This is a genomic window from Oleiphilus sp. HI0067 (assembly GCF_001635735.1).
This window is the reverse complement of record NZ_LWFI01001266.1, coordinates 1-26,428: the sequence shown is the minus strand read 5'-3', so window position 1 is coordinate 26,428 and position 26,428 is coordinate 1. Positions and strand designations below refer to the sequence as shown.

Annotated in this window: 27 protein-coding genes; 16 read left to right on the top strand and 11 right to left on the bottom strand. The window is 44.1% G+C overall.

Annotated elements, in window-relative coordinates; all coding sequences use genetic code 11:
* A partial coding sequence (locus A3739_RS19490; RefSeq protein ID WP_156502703.1) for a fructosamine kinase family protein occupies nucleotides 1-651 on the top strand: 651 nt, incomplete at its 5' end.
* A 45-nt stretch (nucleotides 652-696) separates the two neighbouring features.
* A complete protein-coding gene (locus A3739_RS19485; RefSeq protein WP_068480925.1) occupies nucleotides 697-1,167 on the top strand; it encodes an NADAR family protein in 471 nt (156 codons plus the stop codon).
* A gap of 47 nt (nucleotides 1,168-1,214) precedes the next feature.
* Here the strand turns inward: A3739_RS19485 and A3739_RS19480 are convergent, their stop codons facing one another.
* Nucleotides 1,215-1,802, bottom strand: a complete 588-nt coding sequence (locus A3739_RS19480; protein ID WP_068502503.1) for a PEP-CTERM sorting domain-containing protein — start codon at nucleotides 1,800-1,802, stop codon at nucleotides 1,215-1,217.
* A 182-nt stretch (nucleotides 1,803-1,984) separates the two neighbouring features.
* Entirely contained in the window at nucleotides 1,985-3,544 is a 1,560-nt protein-coding gene (locus tag A3739_RS19475; RefSeq protein ID WP_068502500.1) for a bifunctional ADP-dependent NAD(P)H-hydrate dehydratase/NAD(P)H-hydrate epimerase, read from the bottom strand.
* Nucleotides 3,545-3,572: 28 nt separating this feature from the next.
* Here A3739_RS19475 and A3739_RS19470 point away from each other — a divergent pair, with 28 nt between their 5' ends.
* On the top strand, nucleotides 3,573-4,052 hold the full coding sequence (locus A3739_RS19470; protein ID WP_068480916.1) for a GNAT family N-acetyltransferase: 480 nt from the start codon (nucleotides 3,573-3,575) through the stop codon (nucleotides 4,050-4,052).
* Between the two features lie 29 nt (nucleotides 4,053-4,081).
* Here the strand turns inward: A3739_RS19470 and A3739_RS19465 are convergent, their stop codons facing one another.
* Complete coding sequence (locus A3739_RS19465) at nucleotides 4,082-5,122, bottom strand: putative solute-binding protein (protein WP_068502499.1); 1,041 nt, start codon at nucleotides 5,120-5,122, stop codon at nucleotides 4,082-4,084.
* A 193-nt stretch (nucleotides 5,123-5,315) separates the two neighbouring features.
* On the opposite strand from A3739_RS19465, the gene A3739_RS19460 reads away from it, so the two are divergent.
* The 5 genes from A3739_RS19460 (at nucleotide 5,316) to ung (ending at nucleotide 10,652) form a co-directional block, all read left to right on the top strand.
* A complete protein-coding gene (locus A3739_RS19460; protein ID WP_068502496.1) occupies nucleotides 5,316-6,116 on the top strand; it encodes a PhzF family phenazine biosynthesis protein in 801 nt (266 codons plus the stop codon).
* Between the two features lie 233 nt (nucleotides 6,117-6,349).
* Nucleotides 6,350-7,174, top strand: a complete 825-nt coding sequence (locus A3739_RS19455) for an alpha/beta hydrolase (protein ID WP_082868956.1) — start codon at nucleotides 6,350-6,352, stop codon at nucleotides 7,172-7,174.
* Between the two features lie 90 nt (nucleotides 7,175-7,264).
* Nucleotides 7,265-8,363, top strand: a protein-coding gene (prfB, locus tag A3739_RS19450) for a peptide chain release factor 2 (RefSeq protein ID WP_156493262.1) whose coding sequence is annotated in 2 segments (ribosomal slippage) — nucleotides 7,265-7,339 and nucleotides 7,341-8,363 — 1,098 coding nt in all. Because the reading frame shifts where the segments join, the coding sequence is not laid out codon by codon here.
* Nucleotides 8,364-8,381: 18 nt separating this feature from the next.
* Nucleotides 8,382-9,950: a lysine--tRNA ligase gene (gene lysS, locus A3739_RS19445; protein WP_068502493.1), complete on the top strand. Its 1,569-nt coding sequence runs from the start codon at nucleotides 8,382-8,384 to the stop codon at nucleotides 9,948-9,950.
* A 9-nt stretch (nucleotides 9,951-9,959) separates the two neighbouring features.
* Complete coding sequence (ung, locus tag A3739_RS19440; protein WP_068502488.1) at nucleotides 9,960-10,652, top strand: uracil-DNA glycosylase; 693 nt, start codon at nucleotides 9,960-9,962, stop codon at nucleotides 10,650-10,652.
* A gap of 38 nt (nucleotides 10,653-10,690) precedes the next feature.
* On the opposite strand, the gene A3739_RS19435 is transcribed toward ung, so the two are convergent.
* From A3739_RS19435 to A3739_RS19415, 5 genes are all read right to left on the bottom strand, one after another.
* The gene (locus tag A3739_RS19435; RefSeq protein WP_068480897.1) at nucleotides 10,691-11,524 is read right to left on the bottom strand and encodes an HDOD domain-containing protein; all 834 of its coding nucleotides are present in this window, start codon (nucleotides 11,522-11,524) and stop codon (nucleotides 10,691-10,693) included.
* 85 nt (nucleotides 11,525-11,609) lie between these two features.
* On the bottom strand, nucleotides 11,610-12,473 hold the full coding sequence (locus A3739_RS19430) for a folate-binding protein YgfZ (protein ID WP_068499913.1): 864 nt from the start codon (nucleotides 12,471-12,473) through the stop codon (nucleotides 11,610-11,612).
* Nucleotides 12,470-12,916 (bottom strand): hypothetical protein, encoded by a 447-nt coding sequence (locus tag A3739_RS19425; RefSeq protein ID WP_068763543.1) that lies wholly within the window; start codon nucleotides 12,914-12,916, stop codon nucleotides 12,470-12,472. The genes A3739_RS19430 and A3739_RS19425 overlap by 4 nt, the downstream gene beginning before the upstream one ends.
* Complete coding sequence (locus A3739_RS19420; protein WP_068500121.1) at nucleotides 12,900-13,184, bottom strand: succinate dehydrogenase assembly factor 2; 285 nt, start codon at nucleotides 13,182-13,184, stop codon at nucleotides 12,900-12,902. Before A3739_RS19420 ends, A3739_RS19425 begins: the two co-directional genes overlap by 17 nt.
* A 118-nt stretch (nucleotides 13,185-13,302) precedes the next feature.
* Complete coding sequence (locus A3739_RS19415) at nucleotides 13,303-13,614, bottom strand: hypothetical protein (RefSeq protein ID WP_068502483.1); 312 nt, start codon at nucleotides 13,612-13,614, stop codon at nucleotides 13,303-13,305.
* A gap of 95 nt (nucleotides 13,615-13,709) precedes the next feature.
* Between A3739_RS19415 and A3739_RS19410 the strand changes: the two genes are divergently transcribed.
* Entirely contained in the window at nucleotides 13,710-13,979 is a 270-nt protein-coding gene (locus tag A3739_RS19410; protein ID WP_231876733.1) for a GIY-YIG nuclease family protein, read from the top strand.
* A gap of 1 nt (nucleotide 13,980) precedes the next feature.
* Here A3739_RS19410 and A3739_RS19405 read toward each other — a convergent pair whose 3' ends face one another.
* Complete coding sequence (locus A3739_RS19405; protein WP_068502478.1) at nucleotides 13,981-15,204, bottom strand: NADH:flavin oxidoreductase/NADH oxidase family protein; 1,224 nt, start codon at nucleotides 15,202-15,204, stop codon at nucleotides 13,981-13,983.
* A gap of 83 nt (nucleotides 15,205-15,287) precedes the next feature.
* Nucleotides 15,288-16,208 carry a tRNA (adenosine(37)-N6)-dimethylallyltransferase MiaA gene (gene miaA, locus A3739_RS19400; protein WP_068502475.1) on the bottom strand — a complete coding sequence of 307 codons (921 nt, stop codon included), beginning with the start codon at nucleotides 16,206-16,208 and terminating at the stop codon, nucleotides 15,288-15,290.
* A 151-nt stretch (nucleotides 16,209-16,359) separates the two neighbouring features.
* On the opposite strand from miaA, the gene A3739_RS19395 reads away from it, so the two are divergent.
* A complete protein-coding gene (locus tag A3739_RS19395) occupies nucleotides 16,360-17,409 on the top strand; it encodes a putative solute-binding protein (RefSeq protein ID WP_156493263.1) in 1,050 nt (349 codons plus the stop codon).
* A 52-nt stretch (nucleotides 17,410-17,461) separates the two neighbouring features.
* Here A3739_RS19395 and A3739_RS19390 read toward each other — a convergent pair whose 3' ends face one another.
* Nucleotides 17,462-19,807, bottom strand: coding sequence for an RND family transporter (locus A3739_RS19390; protein ID WP_068502474.1), 2,346 nt, complete (start codon nucleotides 19,805-19,807; stop codon nucleotides 17,462-17,464).
* A 171-nt stretch (nucleotides 19,808-19,978) separates the two neighbouring features.
* On the opposite strand from A3739_RS19390, the gene A3739_RS19385 reads away from it, so the two are divergent.
* From A3739_RS19385 to A3739_RS19360, 6 genes are all read left to right on the top strand, one after another.
* A complete protein-coding gene (locus A3739_RS19385; protein ID WP_068480870.1) occupies nucleotides 19,979-20,941 on the top strand; it encodes a LysR family transcriptional regulator in 963 nt (320 codons plus the stop codon).
* 11 nt (nucleotides 20,942-20,952) lie between these two features.
* Nucleotides 20,953-21,528: a DNA endonuclease SmrA gene (smrA, locus tag A3739_RS19380; protein WP_068502473.1), complete on the top strand. Its 576-nt coding sequence runs from the start codon at nucleotides 20,953-20,955 to the stop codon at nucleotides 21,526-21,528.
* Between the two features lie 39 nt (nucleotides 21,529-21,567).
* Nucleotides 21,568-22,056: a (2Fe-2S)-binding protein gene (locus tag A3739_RS19375; RefSeq protein WP_068502472.1), complete on the top strand. Its 489-nt coding sequence runs from the start codon at nucleotides 21,568-21,570 to the stop codon at nucleotides 22,054-22,056.
* The gene (locus tag A3739_RS19370; RefSeq protein ID WP_082878511.1) at nucleotides 22,049-24,274 is read left to right on the top strand and encodes a molybdopterin cofactor-binding domain-containing protein; all 2,226 of its coding nucleotides are present in this window, start codon (nucleotides 22,049-22,051) and stop codon (nucleotides 24,272-24,274) included. The genes A3739_RS19375 and A3739_RS19370 overlap by 8 nt, the downstream gene beginning before the upstream one ends.
* Before the next feature lie 5 nt (nucleotides 24,275-24,279).
* A complete protein-coding gene (locus A3739_RS19365) occupies nucleotides 24,280-25,311 on the top strand; it encodes an XdhC family protein (RefSeq protein ID WP_068502471.1) in 1,032 nt (343 codons plus the stop codon).
* Nucleotides 25,312-25,587: 276 nt separating this feature from the next.
* Nucleotides 25,588-26,428, top strand: an 841-nt coding sequence (locus A3739_RS19360) for a DMT family transporter (RefSeq protein ID WP_068502469.1), incomplete at its 3' end; no start/stop codon positions are given.

Here is a 26,428-nt window from a genome sequence, read left to right as displayed (position 1 = left end):
AGTGTCTCTAATGTTTGTACGCCAGATGTATACGCTTATGGACAGAGCTACTTGGTTTTGGAATACATTCGACCAAATCAATTGGCAAAGGACTTTTGGGAGCAGCTTGGTGTTCAGTTGGCTGCGATCCATTCATTGACTCGTGATGAATATGGTTTCGTCAACGATAACTATTGTGGTCGAACTGTTCAGTCGAACAAACTCACGAAAGACCCATTCAATTTTTTTGCTGAGCAGCGATTAATGGTGCTTGCAGAGAAAGCATTTGATTTGAATTTTCTGGCCGTAGGAGATCTTCAAGCGATTGAGGCATTATGCTTACGGCTAGATAATATTGTGCCTTATCAATTAGCTTCGCTATTACACGGAGATCTTTGGTCAGGGAACGTTCATTCGAATCAGCTTGGGTTGCCTGTATTTATCGATCCAGCGGTGTATTACGGATGGGCTGAAACTGATATTGCGATGACGCGCTTGTTTGGCGCCTTTGATCAACGTTTTTACGATGCGTATCAAAGTGTTCGTCCGATGGAGCAAGGCTGGGAAGGTCGCTTGGACCTTTATAATTTATATCCATTATTGAATCACTTGGTCTTGTTCGGACAAAGTTATTTGCCTAAAGTGCGTGATGTACTTGCAAAGTACGCATAGCGCTTTAAGAGCGTCGTTCACTTAAACAATAAATGTGAGTATTCCGTGCTGTTTCCTGATTTAGACGAAGACACTATTTTTATTCATCGCGCTGATGACAAAGAACAATTTGGAGTGTTTTCTCCTCATTCTTTTGACTTAGAAGGTAAATCTTGGCCAACGGTTGAGCACTATTATCAAGCGATGAAATTTAGCGAAACAAACCCTGAATATGCTGAAAAAATTCGCCTAGCTAGCTCGCCTAAACAAGCGAGAAAGTTGGGACGTACGCGATTTAGAAAGATCAGAAAAGACTGGTCAAAGGTTAAGCGTGTGATGATGACGAGAGCTGTGTATACCAAGTTCAAATCATATCCCGAGATTGCTTCTGCTATACTCGATACTGGATCTGCGAAAATTATGGAAGCAAGTCAGTATGATTATTACTGGGGATGTGGCCGAGATCGACGTGCTGAAAACACGTTCGGAAAAGTACTAATGGATGTGCGTAAGAAATTGTCAGAAGAATCTGCGTAAACAAAAAAGCCCAGTTGAAACTGGGCTTTTTTATGTCTACTGCAGTATTACTTAGCTTTACGTGCTGCTCGTAATGCGATTAAACCTAGGCCAAGTAGTACGAAGGTTTGTGGTTCAGGAACTTTCTGAACTGAGATTGCATCGACATCAAAACCATCTGTGCTTTTTGAGCTAATAGTTGCGCTGATGTCTACTAAAGCAAGGTACGTCCACGTGCCATCAAATAGTACGGAACCTCCGCCATTCGCTTCGGTATTTGTGATGTCGCCAAGATGCGTGAAATCACTAAGATCACTAAAGTCATGGCTACCGAAATTGTAATTGTTGCCTACCCATACTTGCGCTTTTTCAGGGTAATGACCGCAGTCGTTACCGCAGCCAAAGGTAACTTCCCAAATAGATGATGGGCCAGTAAAGGTTTCGCCAAACTCAAATACTGCAAAGCCACCAAGACCAATCGCAGTAAACTGACCATCAGGTGAACCTAGTGCATTTGCAGGGTTGGCTCGGTCATTAGTGCCACCGATCGTGCCATTGTTTTGCCAATCAATATCCGTTGCATAAATTGCGCCGGCATTTGCATGAGCAGCCAGTGACAGCAAACTAACAGCTAAAAGTCCCTTTAATAGTTTCATGTGTTAATCCTTAAGATTGAGATGAATCAATATTGATTTGTGTTAAAAAGTAAGCAAACTAGACGCCTATATTTTTAATATATTGATTTTTATGGGTAATTTAGGTTTTCGATAATGCTGGATAGAAGCAATGTGTAAATCATTTCTAAACTTTTTAGTCGGTTTTAGAAACGAGCGTAAATTTATTTTCGATTCAGAATATGTCTTGCTCGATCTGCAAGATCACTAGCAAGCAAACCTCGTTCTCCGTGTGCGGCGGCCTCTTCATCTGCTGCATGGCTGTGAAGGCATACCGCTAATTCTATAACGTCATTGATGCTGCTTTGGTTTTGGTAAGTCTGAGCGATTAATGCTGCAGCGATTCCTGTTAACGCATCGCCCATTCCGCCTGCTGCCATGCCGGGGTTGCCGTAGCGGCATACCGTAATTAAATCGGTATTAGGATGAGTGATCAGAGTTCCTGAACCTTTCAAGGTTACGTGACAATTCAGTTTTGCTCTTAGAGCCTTAATCGCTTTTATTCGGTCTTCCTCGATATCTGTTGTGCTGCAGTCAAGTAATCGCGCAGCTTCACCAGGGTGAGGGGTTATAAGCGTATTCGTATCGAGACTTTCAATTAAAATTGGGTTTTCTGCGAGGATGTTGAGAGCATCAGCATCTAACACTTTAAAACAGTTTTCGTTGAGAGTCCGTTTCAGAAGTCTCTCGGCCCATTCGTCTTTACCCAAGCCGGGGCCGATTGCAATGACATCAGCCATCTCAAAAAGCGTGTTACTTTCGATCGGGTTATATGTATGAGCCATTACTTCTGGTTGGTGAAGGATAACACTGTTTAGATAGTCTTCATGCGTAATGACAGATGTTAAGCCGGCGCCCACTCTAGCGCACGCTTGAGATGCGATTAATATTGCGCCGCCAAATCCTTTGTTACCTCCGACAAGCAAGGCCCTTCCTTGTTTACCCTTGTGCGTATGTTGTTCTCGAGCGGGGAGTACCTCAAGTAATTCAGTAATCTTCGGTAGATGCAAACTGCTGGGAACTTCACTAAAAATGCCTTCTATAAGATTGAGATCATGAAATGCGATCTGACCAGAATAATGACGACCGACGCCCGTCATTAATCCTATCTTGTTTGCAATGAAGGTCGTTGTAAGATCAGCTTCAATGCACGCATTAAAAATGCGTCCGGTATTTGCACTTAAACCTGATGGAATGTCTAGCGAGATAGTATGGATATTGCTTTTCTCTCTTCGAACGGTATTGGAAAGCTCGATGGCGTCAGCATAGTTTGCGTCAAGATCTCTGTTTAATCCTGTTCCAAATAATCCATCTACGATGATGCAATCAGAGGTTTGTTTGTCGAGCAATATACGAAAGGTGTCGCAATTGTATGCAGCAATATGAACCTCTGTTTCATGGCATTGTTCGTAGGCTGACTTTGCATCGCCGCTTAGGGTGTTTGGGGCAACGAAGTGTATACATTGTGCTTCGAGGCCTTTTAATTTAGCGAGCATTGCAACGAGGTAGGCGTCGCCGGCATTATTTCCTTTTCCGCACAGGGCAATGACCATTTTTGTATTTGGCCAAGTTGCCAATAATTGTTCTAACGAAAAGTTTGCGGCGCGACGCATTAACTCAAAGCCAGGTATGCCATATTCTTGGATGGCTATGCGGTCTAGCTCTCGAGTTTGTTCTGCTGAAAATACAGTTTTTGGTAGTGTTTCGACTGGAGATTTCATCATTCAATATATCCCGACGCGTGAGGACTGGATGTTAATTAGAAATATTGAAGCATCTGATAATTCTATTGTATCGCAACTTATTCGCGATGTGTTGACGGAGTTCGGCGCTAATCGACCCGGTTTTGCATGGCAAGATCCTGAGCTTGATGCAATGTCTCACGCGTATGAAACGCCTGATCGAGTCTATAAGGTGATAGATCTTGAAGGGCGAGTTGTTGGCGCAGGAGGAATCGGACCCTTCTTGAACAATCAATATGATCGTTGTTGTGAACTTCAGAAAATGTATTTGGATGCAGGGCAGAGAGGCAAAGGATTTGGTCGATCGTTAATTGAAACTTTATTGCAGTCTGCTCGAGAGCTTGGTTATGAGTATTGCTATCTCGAGTCACTATCAACTATGAAACAGGCGATCGCTCTATACGAGATACAAGGGTTTAAGAAGCTTGAAGGGCCACTAGGAGCTAGTGGCCATAATGCTTGTGATGAGTGGATGCTGCTAAAACTTTAAATCTGACTAGCAGCTTCTTTAGCTGAAGTTTATTCTTTTCGTGCTGCAGAGCACTCTGCATTTTCGGGCTCAAGTTTGCAGCGCACTTTTCGCATTAGTTTGAGTGTTCTTGAGTCATATATTCCCATTTCACCTAACTCAATGCGGCTCTGACGAAAGTCTTCTACCCAATAGTCATATAGATGTTTGGGTATCTCAATCCAATACTCTTCCGGAATTGTGGCCTCAGGGTCGACTAGCCATTTGACGAAACGGTTGTATTCTCGCATGGCTTGATCACGTGCTTTTTGCGCAAATCCTTCAGGAAACTTTTCCCATCGCGCAACGACTTGCATGGTGATGAACAAAAATGGCTCTTCGTATATACCGCCATTTGGTTCCAAGCCTTTATGCATTTCAAATGGCTCGTATACGATTGCGGGAGCAGCGGTAAGGTCGACACTTCCGTTATTGAACTTTAAGATCGAATTGAAAATGGTTGAGCTAACTGGCGTGATGCCGTGTTTCTTTGATAAATAAGCAGACTCAGGTATGTCATCTAGTACTGCCATTCTTTTACCAGCGAAGTCACCAGGAAGGAGAATTGTTCTGTCGCGTGTAAACATGAAAATTGCGCCAGCTGGACCGATCGCAAAAATCTCATACTCACCATTACGCATAAGTTTGGAAGCTTTCTTTGAAGAAAGAGATTTAAGGACAATGCCCATAGCTTCGTAACTTGGGATTGCTCCAATCGCACCGAGACTTCCTGTTAAGGAGTTAAACTCCCGAGCACGAAAGCCCAGCATATTTACTGCGTCACAGCGCCCTAATTTGAATTCTTCAATCGCAATGCGCTCGTCCTCATAGACCACATAACTGAGGTCAACGCCCCAGTTCGCGGCATGAATCTTAGCTTCGGCCATGATCTGGCCGACAGGGCCCGCTTTGCCGATAGGATCCCAAACACAGGCGAGAATAGGGATTAAGTTTGTGGCTTTTCCGCCTACCGTTTGATTAGCCGTAAGGGCAGTACTGGTGAGCGAGATACTTATGAAAATGAGAGTAAGGACTGCTTTCTTAAAAATCATATTGATGGCACTTTTTATTTTGATCAGGTGAAGTGTACTGAGCGTAGGAAGCGGTGTCGTGGATTGCCGCACAAAACCTGAAAAACATCCCTAAATCTGTACTGCTTATACTGCCTTAAAGGTGTATTGATACTCTACGCCTATTCATTGCTAGGATAATGTTTTATTCGGCCAAGCAAGGAGAGGTATTTTGATGAACATCGATATTTATCAAGTAGATGCATTTACTGATACGATTTTTAAAGGAAATCCTGCTGCAGTCATTCCTTTAGATGCGCCTATCGAAGAAGTGCTCATGCAGTCTATTGCCGCCGAGAACAATCTTGCTGAAACAGCATTTTTTTACCCCATTGATGGTGGGTATCACTTGCGATGGTTTACTCCGACTGCAGAAGTCCCCCTGTGCGGGCACGCCACGCTCGCAAGCGCCTTCGTTGTCTTTAAGTTCCTAAAGCCTGAACTAAATAGTATCCGCTTTAATTCAGCGAGTGGTTGGCTAGTCGTTAATAAACGAGCATCGGATCTCGAGTTAGATTTTCCTTTGATTTCCTATGACTCCATAGATTTGCCTGAGTCAGTGCACAGGGCTTTGGGGGGTAATGTTATTGAAGCGTATCGAACAGAAGGTGACCCTAATTATCTTGTCGTGTTGGAAAGTGAGACAGCGGTACAATCGATAGATCCCGATATTCGAGCATTGAAAGACGCGGCAGAGGTTGGCGTCATCGTAACTGCACGTAGCGATATATCTAGTGTTGATTTTGTTTCTAGATATTTTGCGCCAGCAATGGGAATAGATGAAGATCCAGTCACAGGATCAATTCATTGTGTGCTAACGCCTTATTGGTCAGAGCGTTTGAACAAAAAAACGCTTCAGGCTAAACAGCTATCGGAGCGGCAAGGGGAGCTTGAATGTGGATTGCGCGAAAGCCGAGTTTTGATTCGAGGGAAGGCGACACTCTTTATGAAGGGCGCGCTGCATTTGGATATTTAGCGTTTATTGGTATTAGCCTTTCACTTACTCTTTACATGGTTCATGTATAAATTTCTATTGTGGACGGCATTCTGTCTTAAGTGGCCAAGCTTATTAAACGGTATTGGCAAATGGAATGCCTGAGAGTAGGATTTACGCCGCTTTGCGTATTGCTTGAAGCACAGCTACGATTTAAACGCGGCGATTAAGGAAACAATAATAAGAAACGATAAGGGATTTATCACTGAGAGTAGATGACCATGGTTTACCTTGAAGATCAAATTGCCGCTCAAGACGGCCTTCAGCTAAATGTTTATCGATGGATGCCTGAACAGCCTGCTCACGCTGCTTTAGTTATCTCTCACGGTTGGAGTGAGCACGCAGCGCGTTATCATGAATTAGCGACATGGTTTACTCAGCAAGGATTTGAAGTGCATGCTCTAGATCATCGGGGGCATGGTAAGTCTGAAGGCAAGCGCGGTCATGTTGATGCATGGACAGATTACACGCGAGATCTCGAAACCTTGCGTCAAACCATTTCGCACGAATATCAATACATTCTCGGACACTCAATGGGGGGTATGATTGCTGCGCTTCACTTACTTGAATATCCAAACCGCTTTAATGCCGCTGCCCTGAGTGGTCCAGCAGCAGATGTATCCTACAAAGTTCCTGTTCTTAAAAAGCTCATCGGTAAGATTATGAGTGCTTGGTACCCAAGCTTGGCGCTTAAAAATAAGGTTGACCCTAATATTGTCTGTGGAAATCCAGACGTTGTACGAGCTTATATGAATGACCCGTTAAATCACGGTCTCGTATCGGCGCGATGGTTTAGTGATTATCTACAGCAGATCGAACGCCTTAAAAAAGAAGCGGCTAGTATTCGAGTGCCTGTTGCTATCTGGCATGGCGAGAAAGATGAGTTGGTGGCTCCATGGGTCGGTAAACAGTTGCACGAAGGTCTTCAATGCTCGGGCAAGCAATTTCATACCGTTGAAAACGCCTTGCACGAAATTCTATTCGAGCAGAATTGGCAGTCTTTGGCTGGCGATATGAAAGTCTGGTTAGAGCAGTATTAAATTCACAATCACAGGCCGCTATGTATTGGCGGTAATCGTAGCAAAAGTGTAGAATACGCGCCTTTTTACGATTGCCCTCAAGGACTGTGAATGCTTGAAGTAAATCCTATTGTTCAGAAGATTAAAGAAATGCTCGAGCGTGTTGTAACGCTTAGGGGGTATCTTTGACTTCGATACCAAAAATGAGCGCTTAGTTGAAGTTACGCGCGAGCTAGAAGATCCTGCTGTCTGGGACAATCCCGAAAATGCGCAAGCGCTTGGTAAAGAGCGTTCAAGTCTCGAAGCTGTTGTCACTACCATCGAAGATTTAGAAAGCGGATTGAATGACTGCCAAGACCTATTAGATATGGCGGTTGAAGAGCAAGACGAGGACGCTGTGAACGACGTTCAAAGTGAAATCGAAAGCTTAGAAGAAAAGCTAGCTACTCTTGAGTTCCGTCGTATGTTCTCTGGCGAAATGGATCCCAATAACGCGTACTTAGATATTCAATCTGGTTCGGGCGGTACTGAAGCACAAGATTGGGCATCGATGATTATGCGCATGTATTTGCGTTGGGGTGAGCAAAAAGGGTTTAAAACTGAGTTAGTTGAAGTGTCTGATGGAGAGGTCGCAGGTATTAAAAGTGCGACCATTCAATTCACAGGTGAATATGCTTTCGGCTGGCTCAGAACAGAAACAGGTGTGCATCGCCTAGTTCGTAAATCACCTTTTGATTCGGGAAATCGTCGCCATACTTCATTTGCTTCTGTGTTCGTCTCCCCAGAGATTGATGACAATGTCGACATTGAAATTAACCCAGCAGATTTGCGTATCGATACATATCGATCAAGTGGTGCGGGTGGTCAGCACGTCAACACGACGGATTCAGCGATTCGTATCACGCACGAACCTTCGGGTATTGTTGTTCAGTGTCAAAATCAGCGTTCACAGCATCAGAACAAAGACAAGGCCATGCAACAGTTGCGTGCCAAACTCTATGAACTTGAGATGATGAAGCGTAGTGAAGCAGCACAAGCCTTAGAAGAGAGCAAATCGGATATCGGCTGGGGAAGCCAAATCCGTTCTTATGTACTAGATTCTTCTCGTATTAAAGATTTACGTAGCAATGTCGAAACTAGCAACTGCAATGCAGTGTTAGATGGCGATTTAGATCAGTTTATTGAAGCTAGCCTCAAGCTAGGATTGTAATTTTATTCGGAACCAAACATGTCGAACGATGTAAAGTCAGAGCAAAGCCTATCTATTGAAGATGAAAACAAGTTGATCGCAGAGCGAAAAGCGAAACTTGAGCAGTTGCGTGAAGGTAGTAAATCGAACGGTCACCCCAATGACCACCGTCGTGAGAACTTAGCGGGTGATTTGCAAGCGCAGTATGGTGATAAGAGTAAAGAAGAGCTTGTTGAGTTAGCTATCCCTGTTGCTGTTGCCGGGCGCGTTATGCGTCGTGGTGGCCCGTTTGTAGGCATTCAAGACGTATCTGGCTCAATCCAGAGTTATGTGGGCAAGCCTATCCAGAAAGAATCGAAAGATTGGGCCAACCTAGATCTTGGCGATATTGTTGGAGCAACCGGCACGCTGAGTAAATCAGGTAAGGGTGACTTATATGTTGAAGTTACTGATGTCGCTAACTTCCGTATTTTGACGAAATCTTTGCGTCCTCTGCCTGATAAATATCATGGCTTAGCGGATCAAGAAACAAAGTATCGTCAGCGTTATGTTGATTTGATTGCTAACGAAGATACGCGCAACACCTTCATGATTCGTTCGAAGATCGTGAGTGCTATTCGCAATTACTTAGCTGAAAAAGACTTCATGGAAGTTGAAACACCAATGCTTCAGGTGATTCCAGGTGGTGCGACGGCTAAGCCATTTGAAACGCACCACAATGCTTTAGATATCGACATGTTTTTGCGTATCGCGCCAGAGCTATATTTGAAGCGTTTAGTTGTTGGCGGTTTTGATCGTGTGTTTGAAATTAACCGTAATTTCCGTAATGAGGGGCTGTCAACGCGACATAATCCTGAGTTCACAATGATCGAATTCTATCAGGCGTATGCTGATTACCACGATTTGATGGATATTACCGAAGATATGCTGCGCACTGTTGCTTTACAGGTATTAGGTACTACCGATATCAAGAGCACGAAGAAAGATGCAGATGGCAATGTGGTTGAAGAGACTTTATATGATTTCAATCAGCCGTTTACACGCATGACCATGGCTGAGGCTGTGTTGAAGTACAACCCTGATTTTGACGCTGCGGTGATCAATAACCCTGAGTCGAATATTGATCAAATGAAGGCTTATGCGAAGCAAGTTGGTGTGCCTGATTCACCTCAGCAAGCGACGTGGGGCGCAGGAAAATACTTGTGCGAGATCTTTGAAGAGACTGCTGAAGAGAAACTTGATCAGCCAACATTTATCACCGCGTACCCTTGGGAAGTTTCGCCTTTGGCACGCCGTAATGACGATAACCCATTCGTCACTGATCGATTCGAATTCTTCGTTGGTGGCCGTGAATTAGCGAATGGCTTCTCAGAGTTAAACGACGCGGAAGATCAAAAGCAACGTTTCTTAAAGCAAGTTGAAGAGAAAGATGCGGGTGATGATGAAGCGATGCACTTTGATGCTGATTACATTACGGCACTTGAGTATGGTTTGCCGCCAACCGCTGGTGAGGGTATTGGTATTGACCGCTTAGTGATGCTGTTTACTGATTCGCCAAGTATTCGTGATGTTATATTATTCCCGCACATGAAGCCGCAAGGTGCGTAACTCATTGCAATGATGATCAAGGAAGAAGATTTATCAGCGTCTTGGAAGACGATAATAGGGGAGCAATTTACGCTCCCCTATATGCGTGAGCTAGATTCTTTTCTTGATTCAGAGCTCGCCGCTGGAAAAACTATTTATCCCGCATCAGATCTTCTTTTTAGTGCCTTAAATGCAACTGATTTTGAAGATGTTCGCGTTATCATTTTAGGGCAAGACCCTTATCATGGGCCAAATCAGGCACATGGTCTGAGCTTTTCTGTTCAGCCTGGTGTAAAAATTCCACCTTCTCTGATGAACATTTATAAAGAGCTTGAAACCGACATTGGATGTCCGATTCCGATGCATGGTTATCTACAAGAATGGGCAGAGCAGGGTGTTTTATTATTGAATGCTGTTTTGACGGTAGAGCAGGCGAACGCAAATGCGCATCAAGGAAAGGGGTGGGAGCAGTTTACAGATGCGATTATCCGCAAACTAAATGATGAACGAGAGAACCTCGTGTTTATATTATGGGGTAGCTACGCTCAGAAAAAAGGGCAGTTCATTGATACGTCGAAACACTGCGTATTAACGTCAGTGCATCCTTCACCATTATCTGCGCATCGAGGTTTTTTTGGGAGTCAGCCTTTTTCAAAGGCTAATCGGTATTTAGAGGAAAATGGGGTTTATCAAATTGATTGGAATCTGCCGTTCTTTCTATAAATTAGAAGGGCAGACTCCGGTTGCTGTGAAAGCGAAAGCTACATACTTAGAAGAGCCATTGCTGCTTCCATTTCTGCATTTAAATCTTCATCTTCATGTTCAGGGTCAGGATTAATCCCAACGCGCTCAAAGGCCGATACTTGGTGATAGTCCATCTCAGTGTAGTGATGATCTGTGCCGTTATAGCTTTGAAGTAAAGACACCATAACAAGATCTGCATAATCAACTTGCGCAACGGTACGCGTGAAGTTTGTGCACTCTTTCGGAACGATCGCAAGCTCTGCCGGGAACGACCATTTAGTAAGGATTTTGTCACCGACGAGGGGCTGAAGCTCATCTAATAGGTTATCTAAAATAACGCTATTGATCTGAATATCGTTGTCTTCGACAAACTTTAAAACAGGCAGAGCGCCAATCGAATGAATCAATCCAGCTAGAGTTGCTTGGCCAGGTTGAAGATGTTTGTGCTGGCGAGCGAGTACGGTACACATGCCTGCAACTTCGGTACTTTTTTCCCAGATCTCGCGCATACGTTTATCGATCATATCTGAGGTGGCTTGGAACATCTGCTGCATAGCCAAACCCATTGCCAAGCTACTTGTGTACGACATTCCTAGTCGACTAACAGCCATGTTCAGGTTAGAGATTTCGTTATTGCCGCGAAATAGTGGGCTGTTGCTCACCTTAATGATTCGAGCAGAGAGTGCTGCGTCTTTTTCAACAACGTCAATCAGATCGCCGATACCAGAGTCTTCTTGTTCTGTCACTTCACGCACGTTAAGCGCAACCTCGGGTAGTGACGGTAGAATTAGGCGATCATCATCGATAGCTTTGGTAATGGCTTCGACGATCTTACTTGCGAGTTCAGACATGCTTACACTTACCTCAAAAACTAATAACTTTTAGATATACGTAAGTGTAGAGCAGAATTACAATAAAGCGTGTAAATTACTGTTTTTAGTTAGGATTGTAATGTAATTCGAATAACTCAGCTTTTACAGATTGATTCGAATTTAGATAAGCGACGTTACTGTCTTTTACTCGCTCGATATCGCAAACAGCTAGGCCTAAGGTATCGTTTTCATTCGTATGAACGCGAACAATCTCTCCTAGTTTTTTACCAGCTTCATCAAAAATATTTTCTCCGGGAAGTAGGCTTGCAGATTGCCCAGATTGAAAGCGATACATACGCTTCTTCGCTTTCCCAAGAAATTTCATACGCGCGATAATTTCTTGCCCAGTGTAGCATCCTTTTTTGAAACTCACCGCACCTAAGTCTTGAAGATTCAGATTTTGAAGAATAAATGTCTCGATGGTTTCAGGATATAGTTCTGGGATTCCAGATAGGCAGTCCTGCTTATACCACTCGTTGAGTAAATTAGGGTCTAAGGTAATTGGCGCGTCTGCCTCATTCAGTTGCCATAGTTCTTGTCGTTGTGCGTCGACTTGGCGAGTAAGACCGAAATTCGTGTTTTGCAGCACGTGTTCATCTTTTAAATTCGACTCGTCGAAAACGCCAAACACTTTTGCATGTTCAAGCGTTTCGATCTCGCATTTAAAAAAGACTTTGTATTTACTCAAAGTATCGACGCCTTGTTGGCGAACGCTTTCATGTACTTTTATCAAAAAACCGTCTTCGATTCTGGCGATGACGAACAACCAATACATGCGCCCTTTGGCGCTGTTAGCTGTGCCATAGGTGCATTGAAGCGGTGCTAGTTCAGTTACGTCGCAACTAAATTGGCCCTGCAAAAATTTCTCAGCATCTGGGCCGCTTACTTTGATTAATGAATAGGGGAGTTGTACACCTGTCTGTATCATTTTGTCGCTATCGTTGAAGTTGTTTGTGAAAGTTCTTTGTTATGCCGATCGTGAACGTATAGTCTGCGATGGTGATCTTTTTTACTGCTCGTTAGAGGGCTCAAGCAAATGATGTATTTCGCACCGCTATTAGTGGCTAGTACCAGAATCGCAAAGGCGTGCGTGAGCCAAACTGAGCTATGAATCGAGATTGGTAAGTAGTGTCCATCGCGACGATAAACGAGTTTTTTCCCCTCAATCATGAGAGCATTGTTGTGTGCGTGAGATTTGAAAACCGAGTAAGTTAAATAAGCATTAGTCCCTATGGCGATGCATGCAGCACCTGCACTAAATAATGAGGCTTCTGCGATTATCAACATAGCTAGTGCCACGATGCTAGGTAAGGTTAATATACCCAGCATTGCGTAGGACTGTTTAATGGTGATATTAACTTGGTTGAACACGATCCAATATCATTTTTACCATGTAAGCATGGTCTGCATTGTCCGGTACGCTCTTTTGCATGAACCACTGGAAGAGCTCAGTGTCTTCGCATGTTAAGAGGTCTTCGTATTTTGCTTTATCTTCTTCAGATAGATCTTTGTAGACTTCCTTCAAAAAGGGAACCAACAACACATCTAGCTCGAGCATCCCTCGGCGGCTATGCCAAAACAGACGATTGAACTTAATCGTTTCTGGGCAATCTTGCTGAGTATTGGCTTGGTTTGACATAAGGCTATCTCTAACTGTAAAGAGTCGAATTATAAGAATGCTCGCGCGCACTAACAAGCATCATGAGCGATGATTATAATTTTATTTCTATACGGTGGCCGAGGTGTTCAGAGATTCATTATTCACTAAAAATATTTAGAATCCCACCGACTCCATTTTCGATCAATTCAGTGATTAAAAATGGGATGATCAGGCCTGCTATCAAAGACCAATAAATTGAAAAAAGAAGAGGGTTTTCTGGTTGTTTAAATGTTGGCCAAACATGTAAGTAAAACAAACACTGATAAGCTAGTAGGCCTAATGCGAGTATAGCTAGACCTAAACCGATGATTGGAAATGTATTGGATGCAAACCACATCAACAATGACAAAACTAATGTTATGGTGATTGAAAGATTTTTAGGTCTGATGAGTTTATCGTTTCGAAACATAAGTAATGCAATATGCGATGGCTGAGTACGACGGATTATATGTAAAATCTGCCTAGTGTTTTATATGTTTTGTTGATTAGATGTGGATGAATGTCGTGGAACAGCGCTGGTATGTTTATATGGTTGAGACTGAGTGCGGTGTCCTTTATACCGGAATCTCAACAGATATTGATCGCCGTTTCTCAGAACATTGCGCTGTATCTAATGGTGGAAAGCAGGGTGCTAAGTTCTTTAGAGGCAAAGTTGCGAAGGCTGTCGTATACCGTGAACAGTGCCTGAATCGAAGCGAGGCATCGAAACGAGAATATGTAATTAAAAAATTAAGCGCCGCTAAAAAAAGAGCTTTGATTAACGGCGCAGACTGACTTAAGCGCGTCTTTTCTTAAATGCGTGTCTACCCACCGAAAATAGTGTTTGGCCTACGGTAGACCATGCATTCAAACTCGGTTTAGGAAGTTTTCCATCACCCATTCTCGCGAGTTGGAATTCGTACCATGTGATCGAAAGCATGGCCATTTGATCCACACTTTTTACGCCCGTTGTAGGTTCTTTCCAGTCGATTCTATATGAGGCGTCATCTAATAGTTTTTGTCCGACTTTAGGGTCGATCGCAAGTGGACGCGCTAGCCCGATCATGTCACAAGCGTTTTGATCGAGAGCATGTTGCATTGCTTCTGCTGAACGGAATCCTCCGGTTACGACAAGTGGTACGTTTACTTTGTCGCGGATTGATTCTGCGAACTCTAGAAAATATGCTTCTCTTTTTTGCGTACTTTCTGCGATTTTGTGGCCCATCATTTTAGGACTTTCGTAGGTGCCACCAGAGATTTCAATTAGATCAATGTTCAGTTCACCAAGTCGAGAAATAACCTGCATGGCTTCTTCATGACTGAACCCGCCTTTTGAATAATCGGCTGAGTTGAGTTTAATACCTACTGGGAAATCATCGCCGACTGCTTTTCTTATTGCGGAGTAAACGCTTTCAACAAAGCGCATGCGATTTTTTAATGATCCGCCCCATTTGTCCTTCCGTTGATTGTGGTGGGGGGAGAGGAACTGACTAACCAAATAGCCATGTGCGCCATGGATCTGTATGCCATCAAATCCTGCTTCTTTAGCGAGTCGCGCGCTGGTCGCAAACGCATCAATAATGTGGTTGATCTCATTATCGTGCAAAGCGCGGGGGCAATTGAAAGATGCTTGCAGTGCGCCTCCTAGAGGAATCGCTGATGGCGCAACAGGCTCTTTGCTTAGGAATTTAGGTATTTGTTTACCTGGATGATTTAACTGCATCCATACTTGAGTACCGTTCTTTTTTGCGGCTGTAGCCCAGGCTCTAAAAGCTGCGAGGTCACTTTGTTCATCTAATACAACGTTCTTAGGCTCACCTAAAGCGGTTCTGTCTATCATGACGTTGCCCGTGACAAGTAAACCTGTGCCTCCTAATGACCATGCTTCATATAACTTAGATAGACGTTTATCAGGATTATGTTGCTTGTCGCCAAGCTGTTCGCTCATGGCAGACTTGAACAAACGATTTTTTATTTCAGGCTTATTGTTTGGACTAAATGGGCTATTTAATGCAGGCATACATCATACTCGTACTTTGATTTTATTAGCGAGCGAGCAGGATACTTAGTTCTATTTGCGAGCGATAGAGCACGGCCGTATTTCTAAATGTTTTTCAGAAATGAACTAACTATCTTTGAGCCTTGATCAAAGAGAGAGTTTTGTGTGTCCAGCCAATGGATTTTTACGCCTTTCTTCTCGATATTGCGAAACCACTTTTCCTGTTGTTTCGCAAACTGATGAATAGCGCTGCGTAGCTTTTGATGCATGTCGTTCAAGTTCATTTCTCCAAGTAGATGTTGAGAGATAAACCGATACTCTAAGCCGTAATGCTCAAGTGCTTCGTGTGAGACACCATCTTGAATAAGGTTTTCTACTTCTTCGATCATACCTTCTTCTAGGCGCGCCGATAGGCGCGCACTGATTCGTTCACGAGTCACTTCTCTTGGAAACTGCAGGCCTATAACGCAAGGCTCAAAATCGGGCCAATGTACGCATGGGCTACCAGATTTCTCTGCTAAAGCGATTTCTATTGCGCGAATGGTTCTGTCTTTATCAATTGAGTCGGTCTCGTTGTGAAGACTAGGGGATAATTCGTGAAGCTGGTGTATAAGCTGTTCGTGCGATTTTTCTTCTAATTCTGAACGCAGCTTTTTATCAATCGGGGCTGAGGTTAATGCATAACGCTGGAGTGTCGCATCCAAATACATTCCCGTTCCACCAACAAGAAAAGGCAATTTATTACGAGATATGACTTTTTCAAAAGCGGAAGAGAAGTCTTGCGCATACCGAAAGAGATTATATTCCTGGCCCGGCTCGGCAATATCAATGAGATGGTAAGGAAGATCACCGTATTCTTGAAGATCCTTCCCCGTTCCGATGTCCATACGACGAAAGACTTGTCTTGAATCTGCGGAGATAATTTCGCCATTAAATTGTTTGGCGAGCTCAATCCCTAAACGAGTTTTTCCATTTGCGGTAGGCCCAAGGATCACGATTAGAGGTGTTTTTTTTTGAATTTGCATGATCTTGTTCAAAGTTTGCGCAGAATGATTTGATGCTTGAGGAGTGCACTATTAATGTAGTGCCCCCTTGAAGCTTCGCAGCAATGTTAGCAGGCTTTATATGCATTTGTTGACCACTGTTTATTAAAATAACTCGGCAGTGGAACCAATAATGATAGCGGTTACATTTTCTATGAAAGCACGGACAAGCTTATATTCGCGCGATACAGTGATACGTTGTTTCGTAATAACGTTGTTACTTTCAGTATTTGCATCATCTGCACATGCACTTGAGCGTAAAGTGTTTTGTGTATGGGATCCTGTCGGCCGCAGTGGGCCTGTCATGGCGTTTTATTCAGATCTTATTCCTAAAGCGCAATCCTGGGGCTTAAGTATACGGTTCATCGCTTATACAGATGAAAAAATCGCAGCAAATGATTTCAAAGCGGGAAAGTGTGACGCCGTCTTGCTAAGCGCTATTCTATCGCGTCAGTTTGTAAAGTTTGGCGGAACGATGGATGCCATCGGTGCGATTAGCTCGCAGCGAGGTTTGGAAACTGTATTAAAAACCTTAGCCAGACCCAAAGCTGGAAGGTTAATGACTCAGGGAAAGTATGAGGTTGTCGCAACATTCCCTGTCGGCTCGATGTACGCTTTTGTGAATGATCGATCCATCAATAATATAGGTGATTTTTCTGGGCGTCGTATCTCTGTTTTGAATAACGATCCACAAGCTATGAAGTTTGCCAAACTTGCTGGAGCAACGCCCGTTGCAACGACCCTTTCTACTTTCGCTCCCATGTTTAATAACGGCAACATAGACATACTGCTTATGCCCGCGCTTGCGTATAACACCTTCGAGTTGTATCACGGTTTAGGAAAACGAGGTGGCATTATCGATTACCGATTGTATTACGGCATGTTGCAGACGGTGTCACGCAAAAGTGCGTTTCCTGACGATTTCGGATTTAAAATGCGTAAATATATTTTTACGCGTTTGAAAGCGATCGATAAATTGGTTAGTGATGCCGAGAAAGAAATACCGGCGAAATATTGGATTGGGGTCGATCAATTTACGAAAGATGATATTGACCACTTCAGTAAACGTGTTCGCTTGGCCTTGAAAGACGATAAGGTGAATCATCCAACAGCGCTTAAATTATTGTGGAAGATACGTTGTCGACAAGACCGAAGTCGTGGTGAATGTGTCAGACCAGAATAGCGAAGGAATAAAAACCAAAAAAATTAAAAGGCGCCAATTGGCGCCTTTTTTCTTATGATGCTTGCTGATTTACTGTGACAGCGTCATTGACGGCTTCTTTGTTTTGCATTGATGTTGTATGGGATTTATCGCCCTTATCAAGCCATAGAAGCATTGCAGGTAATGCGAAGAAATCAAAAATCAAAGCGAGTGTAATCGTGATCGCAGTGAAGATTCCCATGTATGCGTTCATATTAAAGTCTGATAAAGCAAGTACCATAAACCCTGCAACAAGTACGAATGTTGTTACCCATAGGGCGGTGCCTACCATGGTAAATGCATATCGAACGGCTTCTTCAGCGGTATAGTTTTTCTCTCTGCGAGCGCGTTGATATTTGCTAAGGAAGTGCACAGTATTGTCGATCACGATACCCAATATCATGCCAACACCACTTCCAATAGAGATGCCTACATCGCCTTGAAATAGTCCCCATATACCAAAGGTTGCGCCGATTGGTACGAGGTTAGGGATAATGCTTACAGCGCCTAATCGTAAGGAGCGTAAAACGATACACATCACGATGATGATAACGATTAAGGCATAGCATACGCCCATGATCATACTGTCGACATTGCGCTTTCCGATATGGGAAAACATCAAATTGGTGCTTGCTGCATAAAAAGATTCGATATCTGTATTATCTTCGAGCCATTGGCTAATTTCCTGCTCGAGGCGCAATGTAGTTCTGGTATCAACGTTTTCTAACGAGATTAATATTCGTGCAGAGGACTTATCGATATTCAACTGGTTGTTCAGGTCTAAGCCATAAGGAAGCGACATCTCATATAGCAACAGGTACTGTGCAGCTAATTCTTTGTCCTCAGGCAGCATGAAGAAGTCCTGATTATCGGCATGCATGTTTTTGTTTAAACGTTTGAATATCTCGGTGATGGTTTCGACATTTGTGACTTCTGGCTTTGATTTGAGCCATTGCGAGAACGACTCAACTTGTCTCAAGAATTCTGGTTGGCTAATACCGTTGCTTTCGCCTTGCTCCAGAGAAAAGGCAATATTGTAGATGCCAGTTAAATTGTCAGATGTGAATTCAGTGTCTGCACGGAACTCCACCGATTCCTTGAAGTAGGCGATAAAGTCATCGTTAATTTGATTTAGCGGAATTAAAGCGAACAAAACGACTGTGACAATGCCAGAGCCGATCAAAACGCCATTACGATTGTTGATGATGAAAGAGGCAAGTTTGTCCATACCCTTGCTTTGACGTGCTGCTTGCTTCTTCGTTGAAATTGGCATCACTGACATAAATGCAGGTAGGAAGAATACTGAGAAGAAGAGCGCCGCAATCACGCCCATTGCTACTGTGTTTCCTAGGTCTCTAAAGGGAGGGACTTCAGAGAAGTTCATCGTCATAAAGCCAAGAACAGTCGTTAGACTAGTGATAAATACTGGTTGGAAGTTGATACGAATACTTTCTTGCATCGCACTATGCTTTGGCATGCCTTGACGTAAGTTGTAGAGAAATGTGACGAGTATATGCACGCTGTCGGCAACGGCCATCGTGGTGATGATGACTGGCGCACTTGTTGTTGGGCCGGTAAGCACCCAACCTAGATGACCGAATAGCCCCATCGCTGTCAACGCAGAGAGAATGATGACAAGAATCGTCGCGACGGTTCCCGTGAATGATCTTAGAAGGAGCCATAAAGTCACGATAATGACGCACAACATGATTGGCATTAGTGATTTCATGTCAGCTTCAGAGGCCTCAGCAAAGGCGTTGCCAAGCATTGTTGTTCCGGTGATATAGACAGACAAGTTTGGATATTTTTCTTCAAAGTCAGCCACAATATTTCTTGCTGCGCTGACGACCTCTCGGGTTTCTGATTCGGATAGCTCGGGAAGCTGAATCGTCACATTTACTGCAGTGACATGCGCTTCTGGAGAGATTAATCGACGCACTAACAATGGCTCGTTTAGTGCAACGTTTTTGACATAATCAAGGTCAACGTCTTCAGGGAATTCAACCAAGTCTGCAACGATTAAGTCGTCTTCTTCGGCTTGGGTATGCTGGTAGTTTGTAATGGAATCAACGCGCGTTGAATATGGAAGTTGCCAGCTGCTTTCCGTCAGTTCTTGAATTGCAGAAAGAGTTTCTCTGCTGAAGACGATCCCATCTTCAGGCTCGACGACCAAAAGCACATTATCAGACTTCGAGTAGGTATTTTGAATGGTCTCGAAGGCTACCAGCTGTTCATTATCCGAAGAGAAAAAAACGCGATAGTTTGAGCTAAAGCTTATGTTAGTAAGACCTGAAGCGATGATGCCAACAATGACAAAAGTTGCGACGATGATTGCCCAGCGCCACTTAATAATACCCGCGGCAAGCTTGTCGGTAGTCATGATGAAGTCCTTAGTGAAGGTTGGGATTTACCCTGATTATTGTGATGCGAGCTAGTTTATTCCGAAATTATGCTCATAAAAAAGAACAATCTATTGAATGTACTGTTTCATTTGTGGCATAAAAAAGAAAATGTAGCTTGTTTGTTTCATTTCTGTGGGCAAAGGTGGTTTATGCAAGATTTAAATGAAATGGCGATATTCGCTGTTGTCGTGGGGTGCGGTAGTTTCACGAAAGCAGCGGATAAATTGAGGTTGCCAAAATCGACGGTAAGTCGAAAAGTTTCCCAGTTAGAAAAGCGTGTTGGTGTGAGACTTATTAATCGAACGACGCGAAATTTAAAACCAACTGAGACAGGAAAACTCTACTACGAAAACTGCATGAAAATGCTAGAGCAGGCTGAGGAAGCAGACCGCATTGTTAATAACATGCAGTCAGAGCCAACAGGTCTGCTAAGAATCAGTACTCCCTTAGCTTTCGGAGTTCCGTTCTTTATTGATATTCTGAAGCGCTTTTCTGAGATGTATCCAAAGGTCAATCTTGAGATTATCTCTGATAACAAACCTTTGGATATGCTCGATGAAGAAATTGATATTGCGTTTCGAATTGGCCCCTTAGAAGATTCTAGCCTTGTCGCACGAAATCTTGGCACTGCACGTTTATCATTATGTGCAACACCTGAATATCTGGCTAAAAATGGCATCCCCAAATCAATTGAAGATCTGAAAGAGCATACGTGTATTACTCACCCAGAATTTGAATGGGTATTGCAGGGTAAAAACCAAATTGAAGCGCCGAACATTCAATCTCGTATGATTGCTAACGATGTTGAGTTGATCCAGCGACTTGTTCTTGAGCACTATGGCATCGGTGCTGTTCCACAGCTACTCATTGCTGATGATGTGCGAGCCGGTAAATTGAAATTATTGCTGCAAGATACGCCTTTCCAAGAAAGAACGTTTTATATGGTATACCCGAGCCGTCGCGAACCACCTTCAAAAGTCGTTGCGTTCACGGAATTTATGTTAGAAAACACGGTCAATCCTCCTTGGGAGCAATTGTCGGATGTGTTTAGTGTTCGTTGTCCTGCCGATTTAGCAAGTGCTGAATTAGAGGGCGAGTTAGAAGCAGTATAAGAGAGAAGATAATGCAGAATGACGATGATACGGATTTGTTTGCTGCTGAAATGTCTGGTGTTGAGCGCATCAAGCAAAACCGCGCGCATTTAAAGAAAGTTGAAAGTGATACGCCCGGTAAAGTTGTACGTAGAAGCTTGGCGGTTTCTGCAAAGCAAGCGCTTGACCCCTTAGCGTCGACAGTAGTGCCAGAGTTAAAAGCGGCAGATGTACTCGAGTATCGTAAAGATGGAGTGCAGCACGGCGTATATAAAAATCTGAGAATGGGGCGCTACGACATTGAGGCGAGGCTCGACCTACATAGGCTGACAGTTGAAGAAGCGCGTCGTGAGGTGTTCCAGTTTTTGCGTGACTGCTTTCAATACGAACTTCGTACAGTTCTGATACTCCACGGTAAGGGCGAACGCAATGCAGACAAGATCGCTGCGATAAAAAGCCACTTGTCTGTATGGTTGCCTCAGATCGACGAAGTTATGGCGTTTCATTCTGCTCAACCTCGCCACGGAGGCACGGGGGCTGTATACGTGATGTTAAAGAAAGGGGATAAGTCTAAGCAAAGTACAAGAGAGAAGTTTGGCTTGCGCTAGATAAGGCATTATCACACTGAAAACAAAAAAGAGATTCATATGAAATTTTTTCTGAATGGTGAGGAGCGCGAAGTTAACGTAGACGCAGATACGCCTTTATTATGGTTTATTCGTGACACGCTTGAAATGACGGGCACTAAGTTTGGTTGTGGTATGGGCTTGTGCGGGGCCTGTACTGTGCATTTGAATGGCCAAGCAGTTCGTTCGTGTATTACACCAGTGTCTGCTGTTGAAGCGCAACAGATTACAACGATTGAAGGTCTGTCCGACGGCGAAAGTTTGCATCCTGTTCAGAGCGCATGGGTTAAGCACAATGTCCCTCAGTGTGGTTACTGTCAGCCGGGACAAATTATGTCTGCTAGTGCGTTATTAGCGGGTAATTCAAATCCATCTGACGATGATATCGATGTGGCTATGGCTGGTAATGTATGTCGTTGCGGAACTTACCCTCGAATCAAAGCGGCGATTAAAACTGCAGCGACAGAGCTTGCATACGAAGCAAAGAAGGGTGGGGTGAACAATGGATAAGCAAATCATGAAAGGCCCTGCTATTACGCGAAGAAATTTATTAGTAGGTGCTGCCAGTACTACAGGCGGCTTGGCGGTTGCATTTAGCATGACAGGTTGCGCCAATACTGCCTCTAAGATGGACGAGGCAGGGAAGTGGTCGCCGAATGCTTGGTTAGACATTTCCCCAGAAGGCAAGGTCGTGTTTACGCTTGACCGCGTAGAAATGGGCCAAGGCACGTATACAGGTCTAACCACTCTGATAGCAGAAGAGTTAAATCAATCTCCAGATACCATCGAAGTAAAATTTGCTGGTGCTGCGCAACAATATCGCAACCCAGATTATGGCCTACAAATCACGGGTGGTAGTAACAGCCTATCCTCTGCATGGAAGCCAATACGGGTCGCGGCAGCTGCGGTTCGAGAGATGCTTGAAAAAGCTGCTGCCGATACCTTTGGTGTTGATGCCAGTTCCGTTGTTCTGTTTGATGGTGTTCTGACGAATGATGCCGGGCAAACCTTAAATATTTCAGAAGTTATTGCGATTGCAGCTAAGCAAAGTGTACCAAGTGAACCAGCGCTTAAAGCGAAGCAGGACTTCCGATTCATCGGTAAGCATTCTTCTCGTTTAGACGCGGCTGCGAAAGTACAAGGTACTGCGAATTTCGGAATTGATGCATCTGTTGATGATATGGTGTTTGCCGTAGTCCTTCGATCTCCAGCGATTGGTGGTCGATTGAAAAGCTTTGATGCTTCGGAGCTCAACGCAGATAAGGATTTCATTGGAGCATATCAGATAGACACCGGGGTGGCGGTTGTCGCGACGAGTTCCTGGAAGGCCCGAAAACTTTCAGAGAAAGTGTCGCTTGACTGGGACTTACCACAAGAATTGATTTCAACAAAAGCAGCATTTGAGCTGTATCGTGACGCGGCTTCTAAAGATGATGGCGACGTTGTACGTGAGGTTGGAGACGCCCAAGAAGCAATCGATAACTCGTCTAATGATGCAATTGAACTCGAATTCGAAATGCCCTTTTTAGCGCATGCCACGATGGAACCGATGAACTGTTTGGCGCATGTACAAGAGGATCGCGCAGATATTTGGGCTTCGACCCAAGGGCCAGATATTGCCCAGGTCTCGGTGGCTAAGGTGACACACTTAGATTTGGATGAAGTACACATTCATAATCAATTTATTGGTGGTGGATTTGGTCGTCGTTTGAATCAAGACTTTATTGGTGAAGCTGCCGAGATTTCGATGGCGGCGAAACGTCCTGTGAAGTTAGTTTGGTCACGTGAAGATGATATGAAAAATGACTTTTATCGCCCCGCGACATTCCACCGTTTACAAGCATCTGTTTCGGATTCGGGCGAGGTCGAGGCTTGGAAGCATCATGTTGTCGGTCCAGGCGTCATGGATTGGTATATCTGGGATGCTGCACCAGCCATGTTCCCATCATCTCCAAAGTTTATGTTCCCTATGCTTGGTAAAATGGGCTTAGCAACGCAAGGCACTCCGATGACGCCTGCTGATCGATCTGCTTACGAGGGGGCTGACGACTTGGAATATGAGTTTAAAGCTCAAGAAATAAGCTATAGCAAGGCAGATATCGGCGTCCCTGTTGGTTACTGGCGTGCTGTTGGACATTCGCATAATGGATTCGTGACAGAAACCTTTGTCGATGCCTGTGCAGAAAAAGTCGGTAAAGATGAATTAGCATTTCGCTTGGACCTGCTTAAAAATCAGCCACGCTTGGCATCAGTTTTAAAGTTAGCTGCTGAAAAAGGTGGTTGGGTTGCCGAGAGACCTCAAGGCCGATATGTGGGCATTGCTGCGCATAAATCATTCGGGTCGTATGTTGCAGAGCTTGTTGAGCTTAGTGTTGAGTCAGGACAGATACGCGTTCATAAGGTCGTATGTGCTGTTGATTGTGGGCAAGTAGTTAATCCTGATATCGTTAAAATGCAAATGGAAAGTTGCATCGTTTTTGGCATTACAGCAGCTTTACATGGCGAGATTGAATTTGTTGACGGTGGAGCTGCGCAAAGCAATTTCCATGATTACCAAATGCTTCGCATGAATGAGTGCCCAGAAATAGATGTGCACATAGTCGACAGCGCTGAATCGCCAACGGGTGTGGGCGAACCTGGACTTCCTCCAATTGCGGCGGCGATGGGGTCAGCGATTTATAAGGCGACGGGCACACGCCATACTCGACTTCCATTTAAAATAAGCTGATATAAATGAATACTCAGCGTTATCAGGTTTTGCTCAAATTAAAAGAGTGTTTAGAGGCGGGGCGCCCAGCATTTCTAGTCACCGTGCTAGAAACATGGGGAGCTTCACCTCGACCTGCTGGAAGTATTTTGGTTTTTGATCCGTCAGCCAATAAAGTCTACGGCTCTGTCTCCGGAGGCTGTGTAGAAGAGGAACTTCTGAGAGATCTTTATGCAGGAACGACTTTCTCAAACGCGCATGATGCCCCAATTCTTACACGATTTGGTAGGGATTTAAGTGGTGTGTCTTTACCTTGCGGTGCTGAAATAGAGCTTATGATCGAAGAGTTTTCATGCTCTGAATCCAAGCATGAAACGCGTGGTATTACTCACGTTAAAGAACTGGTAAGAGCGATAGACGAAGGCCGTGAGGTCTGGCGTTCGGTGCATTTTGATTCTTCGTTGGTAGGCTTTGAGACCCGCTCTGGTAATGAAAAATCATACTCAGTCGTTAATCGTTTAGCCGATAAAGTAAAGCTCAGATATGATCGTCCAGATCGCTTATTGCTTATCGGATTGAGTGATGTATCACTTGCATTGTTACCACTGGCAGAAAGTATTGGATACGAGGTTCAGATCTGTGATCCGAGACACGAGCATGTTGCGCGACAGACGAGTGCGCAGGATATAAGTGTCGTGTCTAATGTGCTTCCCGATGACTTGGTTTATGCATCTTACATGGATGAGAATTGCGCGATTGTTGCGCTCGCACATGACCCTAGAGTAGATGATCTGGCGGTCTATGCGGGACTACAAGGGCAGGCTCATTTTGTCGGTGCAATGGGATCCCAGCGCAATGCTTTACTGCGTCAGAATCGTCTGCAGGCACTTGGTTTGTCATCCGATTTACGTCAGCGATTACATGCGCCAGTTGGTGTGCAGATAGGAAGTCGTACACCCAGTGAAATTGCTATTTCTATTGTTGCCCAATTAGTTCAGGTGCGAAGTCAGCGCGTCAAGATGCCTCTGCAGGTTAATTCTGTCGCTACTTACGCATAAGTCGTTGACAAGCTCTTCTGTTCATACCATTCTTATCGCCATGAAATTAATTAGCAAAGCAAAACACCGTTGGCCTCAATCACGACTCGTGCGTATTCTCGTGCTCGTCGCGATGGCGCGCGCCTGTTCGCGTTGTGTGGTTAGCTGATTAATTGAAATCATTTGGCCACGGCATTCAGCGGTGGCTTTCTTCTCCCTAGCTCTCTGAATTCCGTTGTCGCTTTCGACCTTTAGTGTTGGTTGTTTTTTTAACGAGAATGAGAGGAGGGAAATCTCGTGCAAGCGCCCTTTGCTTACCTGACGATTATTGCCGTGTGGTCTACAACGCCACTTGCGATTAATTGGAGTAGTCAAACGATCAGTCCTGTTGCGGCCCTTGGACTGCGAATGGCATTAGCTGTGATCGTAGGGCTACTTCTATTGGCGATTTTACGTGTACGCATTGTATGGACAAAACATTCTATCGCGACCTATTCATATGCTCAGTTAGGTATCGCAGGAGCAATGCTTTGTGTGTATAGCGCTGCTCAGTATATTCCGTCCGGTTTGATATCGGTATTGTTTGCCTTATCGCCAATGATATCGGCTATTTTTGCCTTTTTTATGCTTGGTGAAGACAACTTTCAGAAGCACAAAATCATCGCATTTATAATGGCCTTGTTTGGTCTAATTCTTGTTTCTGTTGATACGATTTCGTTATCACAAAACGGATTGTTGGGGATTGCCTTATTGCTTAGCGGAGTGGTTCTCTACAGCTATAGCGGAGTGAAGGTCCAAAAGATTGGATTTAAAGGCCATCCCTTATCCACGACAGTTGCAAGTTTATTGGTGTCTTTGCCTCTGTTCTTTATCGCTTGGCTACTTCTGGATGGTGATTTACCGATGTTTGATATTAATAGTCGTTCGGTTCACGCGATCATTTACTTGGCTATTTTTGGTTCATTGCTTGGCTTTTGCGCTTACTTTTACTTGTTGAAAGAGGCTGGTGCGTCTTCTGTGGCAATGATGACATTACTTACACCTGCGCTTGCATTGATGTTAGGAGCTCAAATTAATAATGAATCGATTGGGGTGAATGTGATTTGCGGCACTGCCTTAATTTTATCGGGCTTATTCT

What these genes read in the sequence shown, in the direction of transcription:
- A3739_RS19480 (WP_068502503.1), bottom strand. Translation starts at nt 1,802, where the DNA reads ATGAAACTATTAAAGGGACTTTTAGCTGTTAGTTTGCTGTCACTGGCT.
- A3739_RS19475 (WP_068502500.1), bottom strand. Translation starts at nt 3,544, where the DNA reads ATGATGAAATCTCCAGTCGAAACACTACCAAAAACTGTATTTTCAGCA.
- A3739_RS19470 (WP_068480916.1), top strand. Translation starts at nt 3,573, where the DNA reads ATGTTAATTAGAAATATTGAAGCATCTGATAATTCTATTGTATCGCAA.
- A3739_RS19465 (WP_068502499.1), bottom strand. Translation starts at nt 5,122, where the DNA reads ATGATTTTTAAGAAAGCAGTCCTTACTCTCATTTTCATAAGTATCTCG.
- A3739_RS19460 (WP_068502496.1), top strand. Translation starts at nt 5,316, where the DNA reads ATGAACATCGATATTTATCAAGTAGATGCATTTACTGATACGATTTTT.
- A3739_RS19455 (WP_082868956.1), top strand. Translation starts at nt 6,350, where the DNA reads ATGACCATGGTTTACCTTGAAGATCAAATTGCCGCTCAAGACGGCCTT.
- lysS (WP_068502493.1), top strand. Translation starts at nt 8,382, where the DNA reads ATGTCGAACGATGTAAAGTCAGAGCAAAGCCTATCTATTGAAGATGAA.
- ung (WP_068502488.1), top strand. Translation starts at nt 9,960, where the DNA reads ATGATGATCAAGGAAGAAGATTTATCAGCGTCTTGGAAGACGATAATA.
- A3739_RS19435 (WP_068480897.1), bottom strand. Translation starts at nt 11,524, where the DNA reads ATGTCTGAACTCGCAAGTAAGATCGTCGAAGCCATTACCAAAGCTATC.
- A3739_RS19430 (WP_068499913.1), bottom strand. Translation starts at nt 12,473, where the DNA reads ATGATACAGACAGGTGTACAACTCCCCTATTCATTAATCAAAGTAAGC.
- A3739_RS19420 (WP_068500121.1), bottom strand. Translation starts at nt 13,184, where the DNA reads ATGTCAAACCAAGCCAATACTCAGCAAGATTGCCCAGAAACGATTAAG.
- A3739_RS19415 (WP_068502483.1), bottom strand. Translation starts at nt 13,614, where the DNA reads ATGTTTCGAAACGATAAACTCATCAGACCTAAAAATCTTTCAATCACC.
- A3739_RS19405 (WP_068502478.1), bottom strand. Translation starts at nt 15,204, where the DNA reads ATGCCTGCATTAAATAGCCCATTTAGTCCAAACAATAAGCCTGAAATA.
- miaA (WP_068502475.1), bottom strand. Translation starts at nt 16,208, where the DNA reads ATGCAAATTCAAAAAAAAACACCTCTAATCGTGATCCTTGGGCCTACC.
- A3739_RS19395 (WP_156493263.1), top strand. Translation starts at nt 16,360, where the DNA reads ATGATAGCGGTTACATTTTCTATGAAAGCACGGACAAGCTTATATTCG.
- A3739_RS19390 (WP_068502474.1), bottom strand. Translation starts at nt 19,807, where the DNA reads ATGACTACCGACAAGCTTGCCGCGGGTATTATTAAGTGGCGCTGGGCA.
- A3739_RS19385 (WP_068480870.1), top strand. Translation starts at nt 19,979, where the DNA reads ATGCAAGATTTAAATGAAATGGCGATATTCGCTGTTGTCGTGGGGTGC.
- smrA (WP_068502473.1), top strand. Translation starts at nt 20,953, where the DNA reads ATGCAGAATGACGATGATACGGATTTGTTTGCTGCTGAAATGTCTGGT.
- A3739_RS19375 (WP_068502472.1), top strand. Translation starts at nt 21,568, where the DNA reads ATGAAATTTTTTCTGAATGGTGAGGAGCGCGAAGTTAACGTAGACGCA.
- A3739_RS19370 (WP_082878511.1), top strand. Translation starts at nt 22,049, where the DNA reads ATGGATAAGCAAATCATGAAAGGCCCTGCTATTACGCGAAGAAATTTA.
- A3739_RS19365 (WP_068502471.1), top strand. Translation starts at nt 24,280, where the DNA reads ATGAATACTCAGCGTTATCAGGTTTTGCTCAAATTAAAAGAGTGTTTA.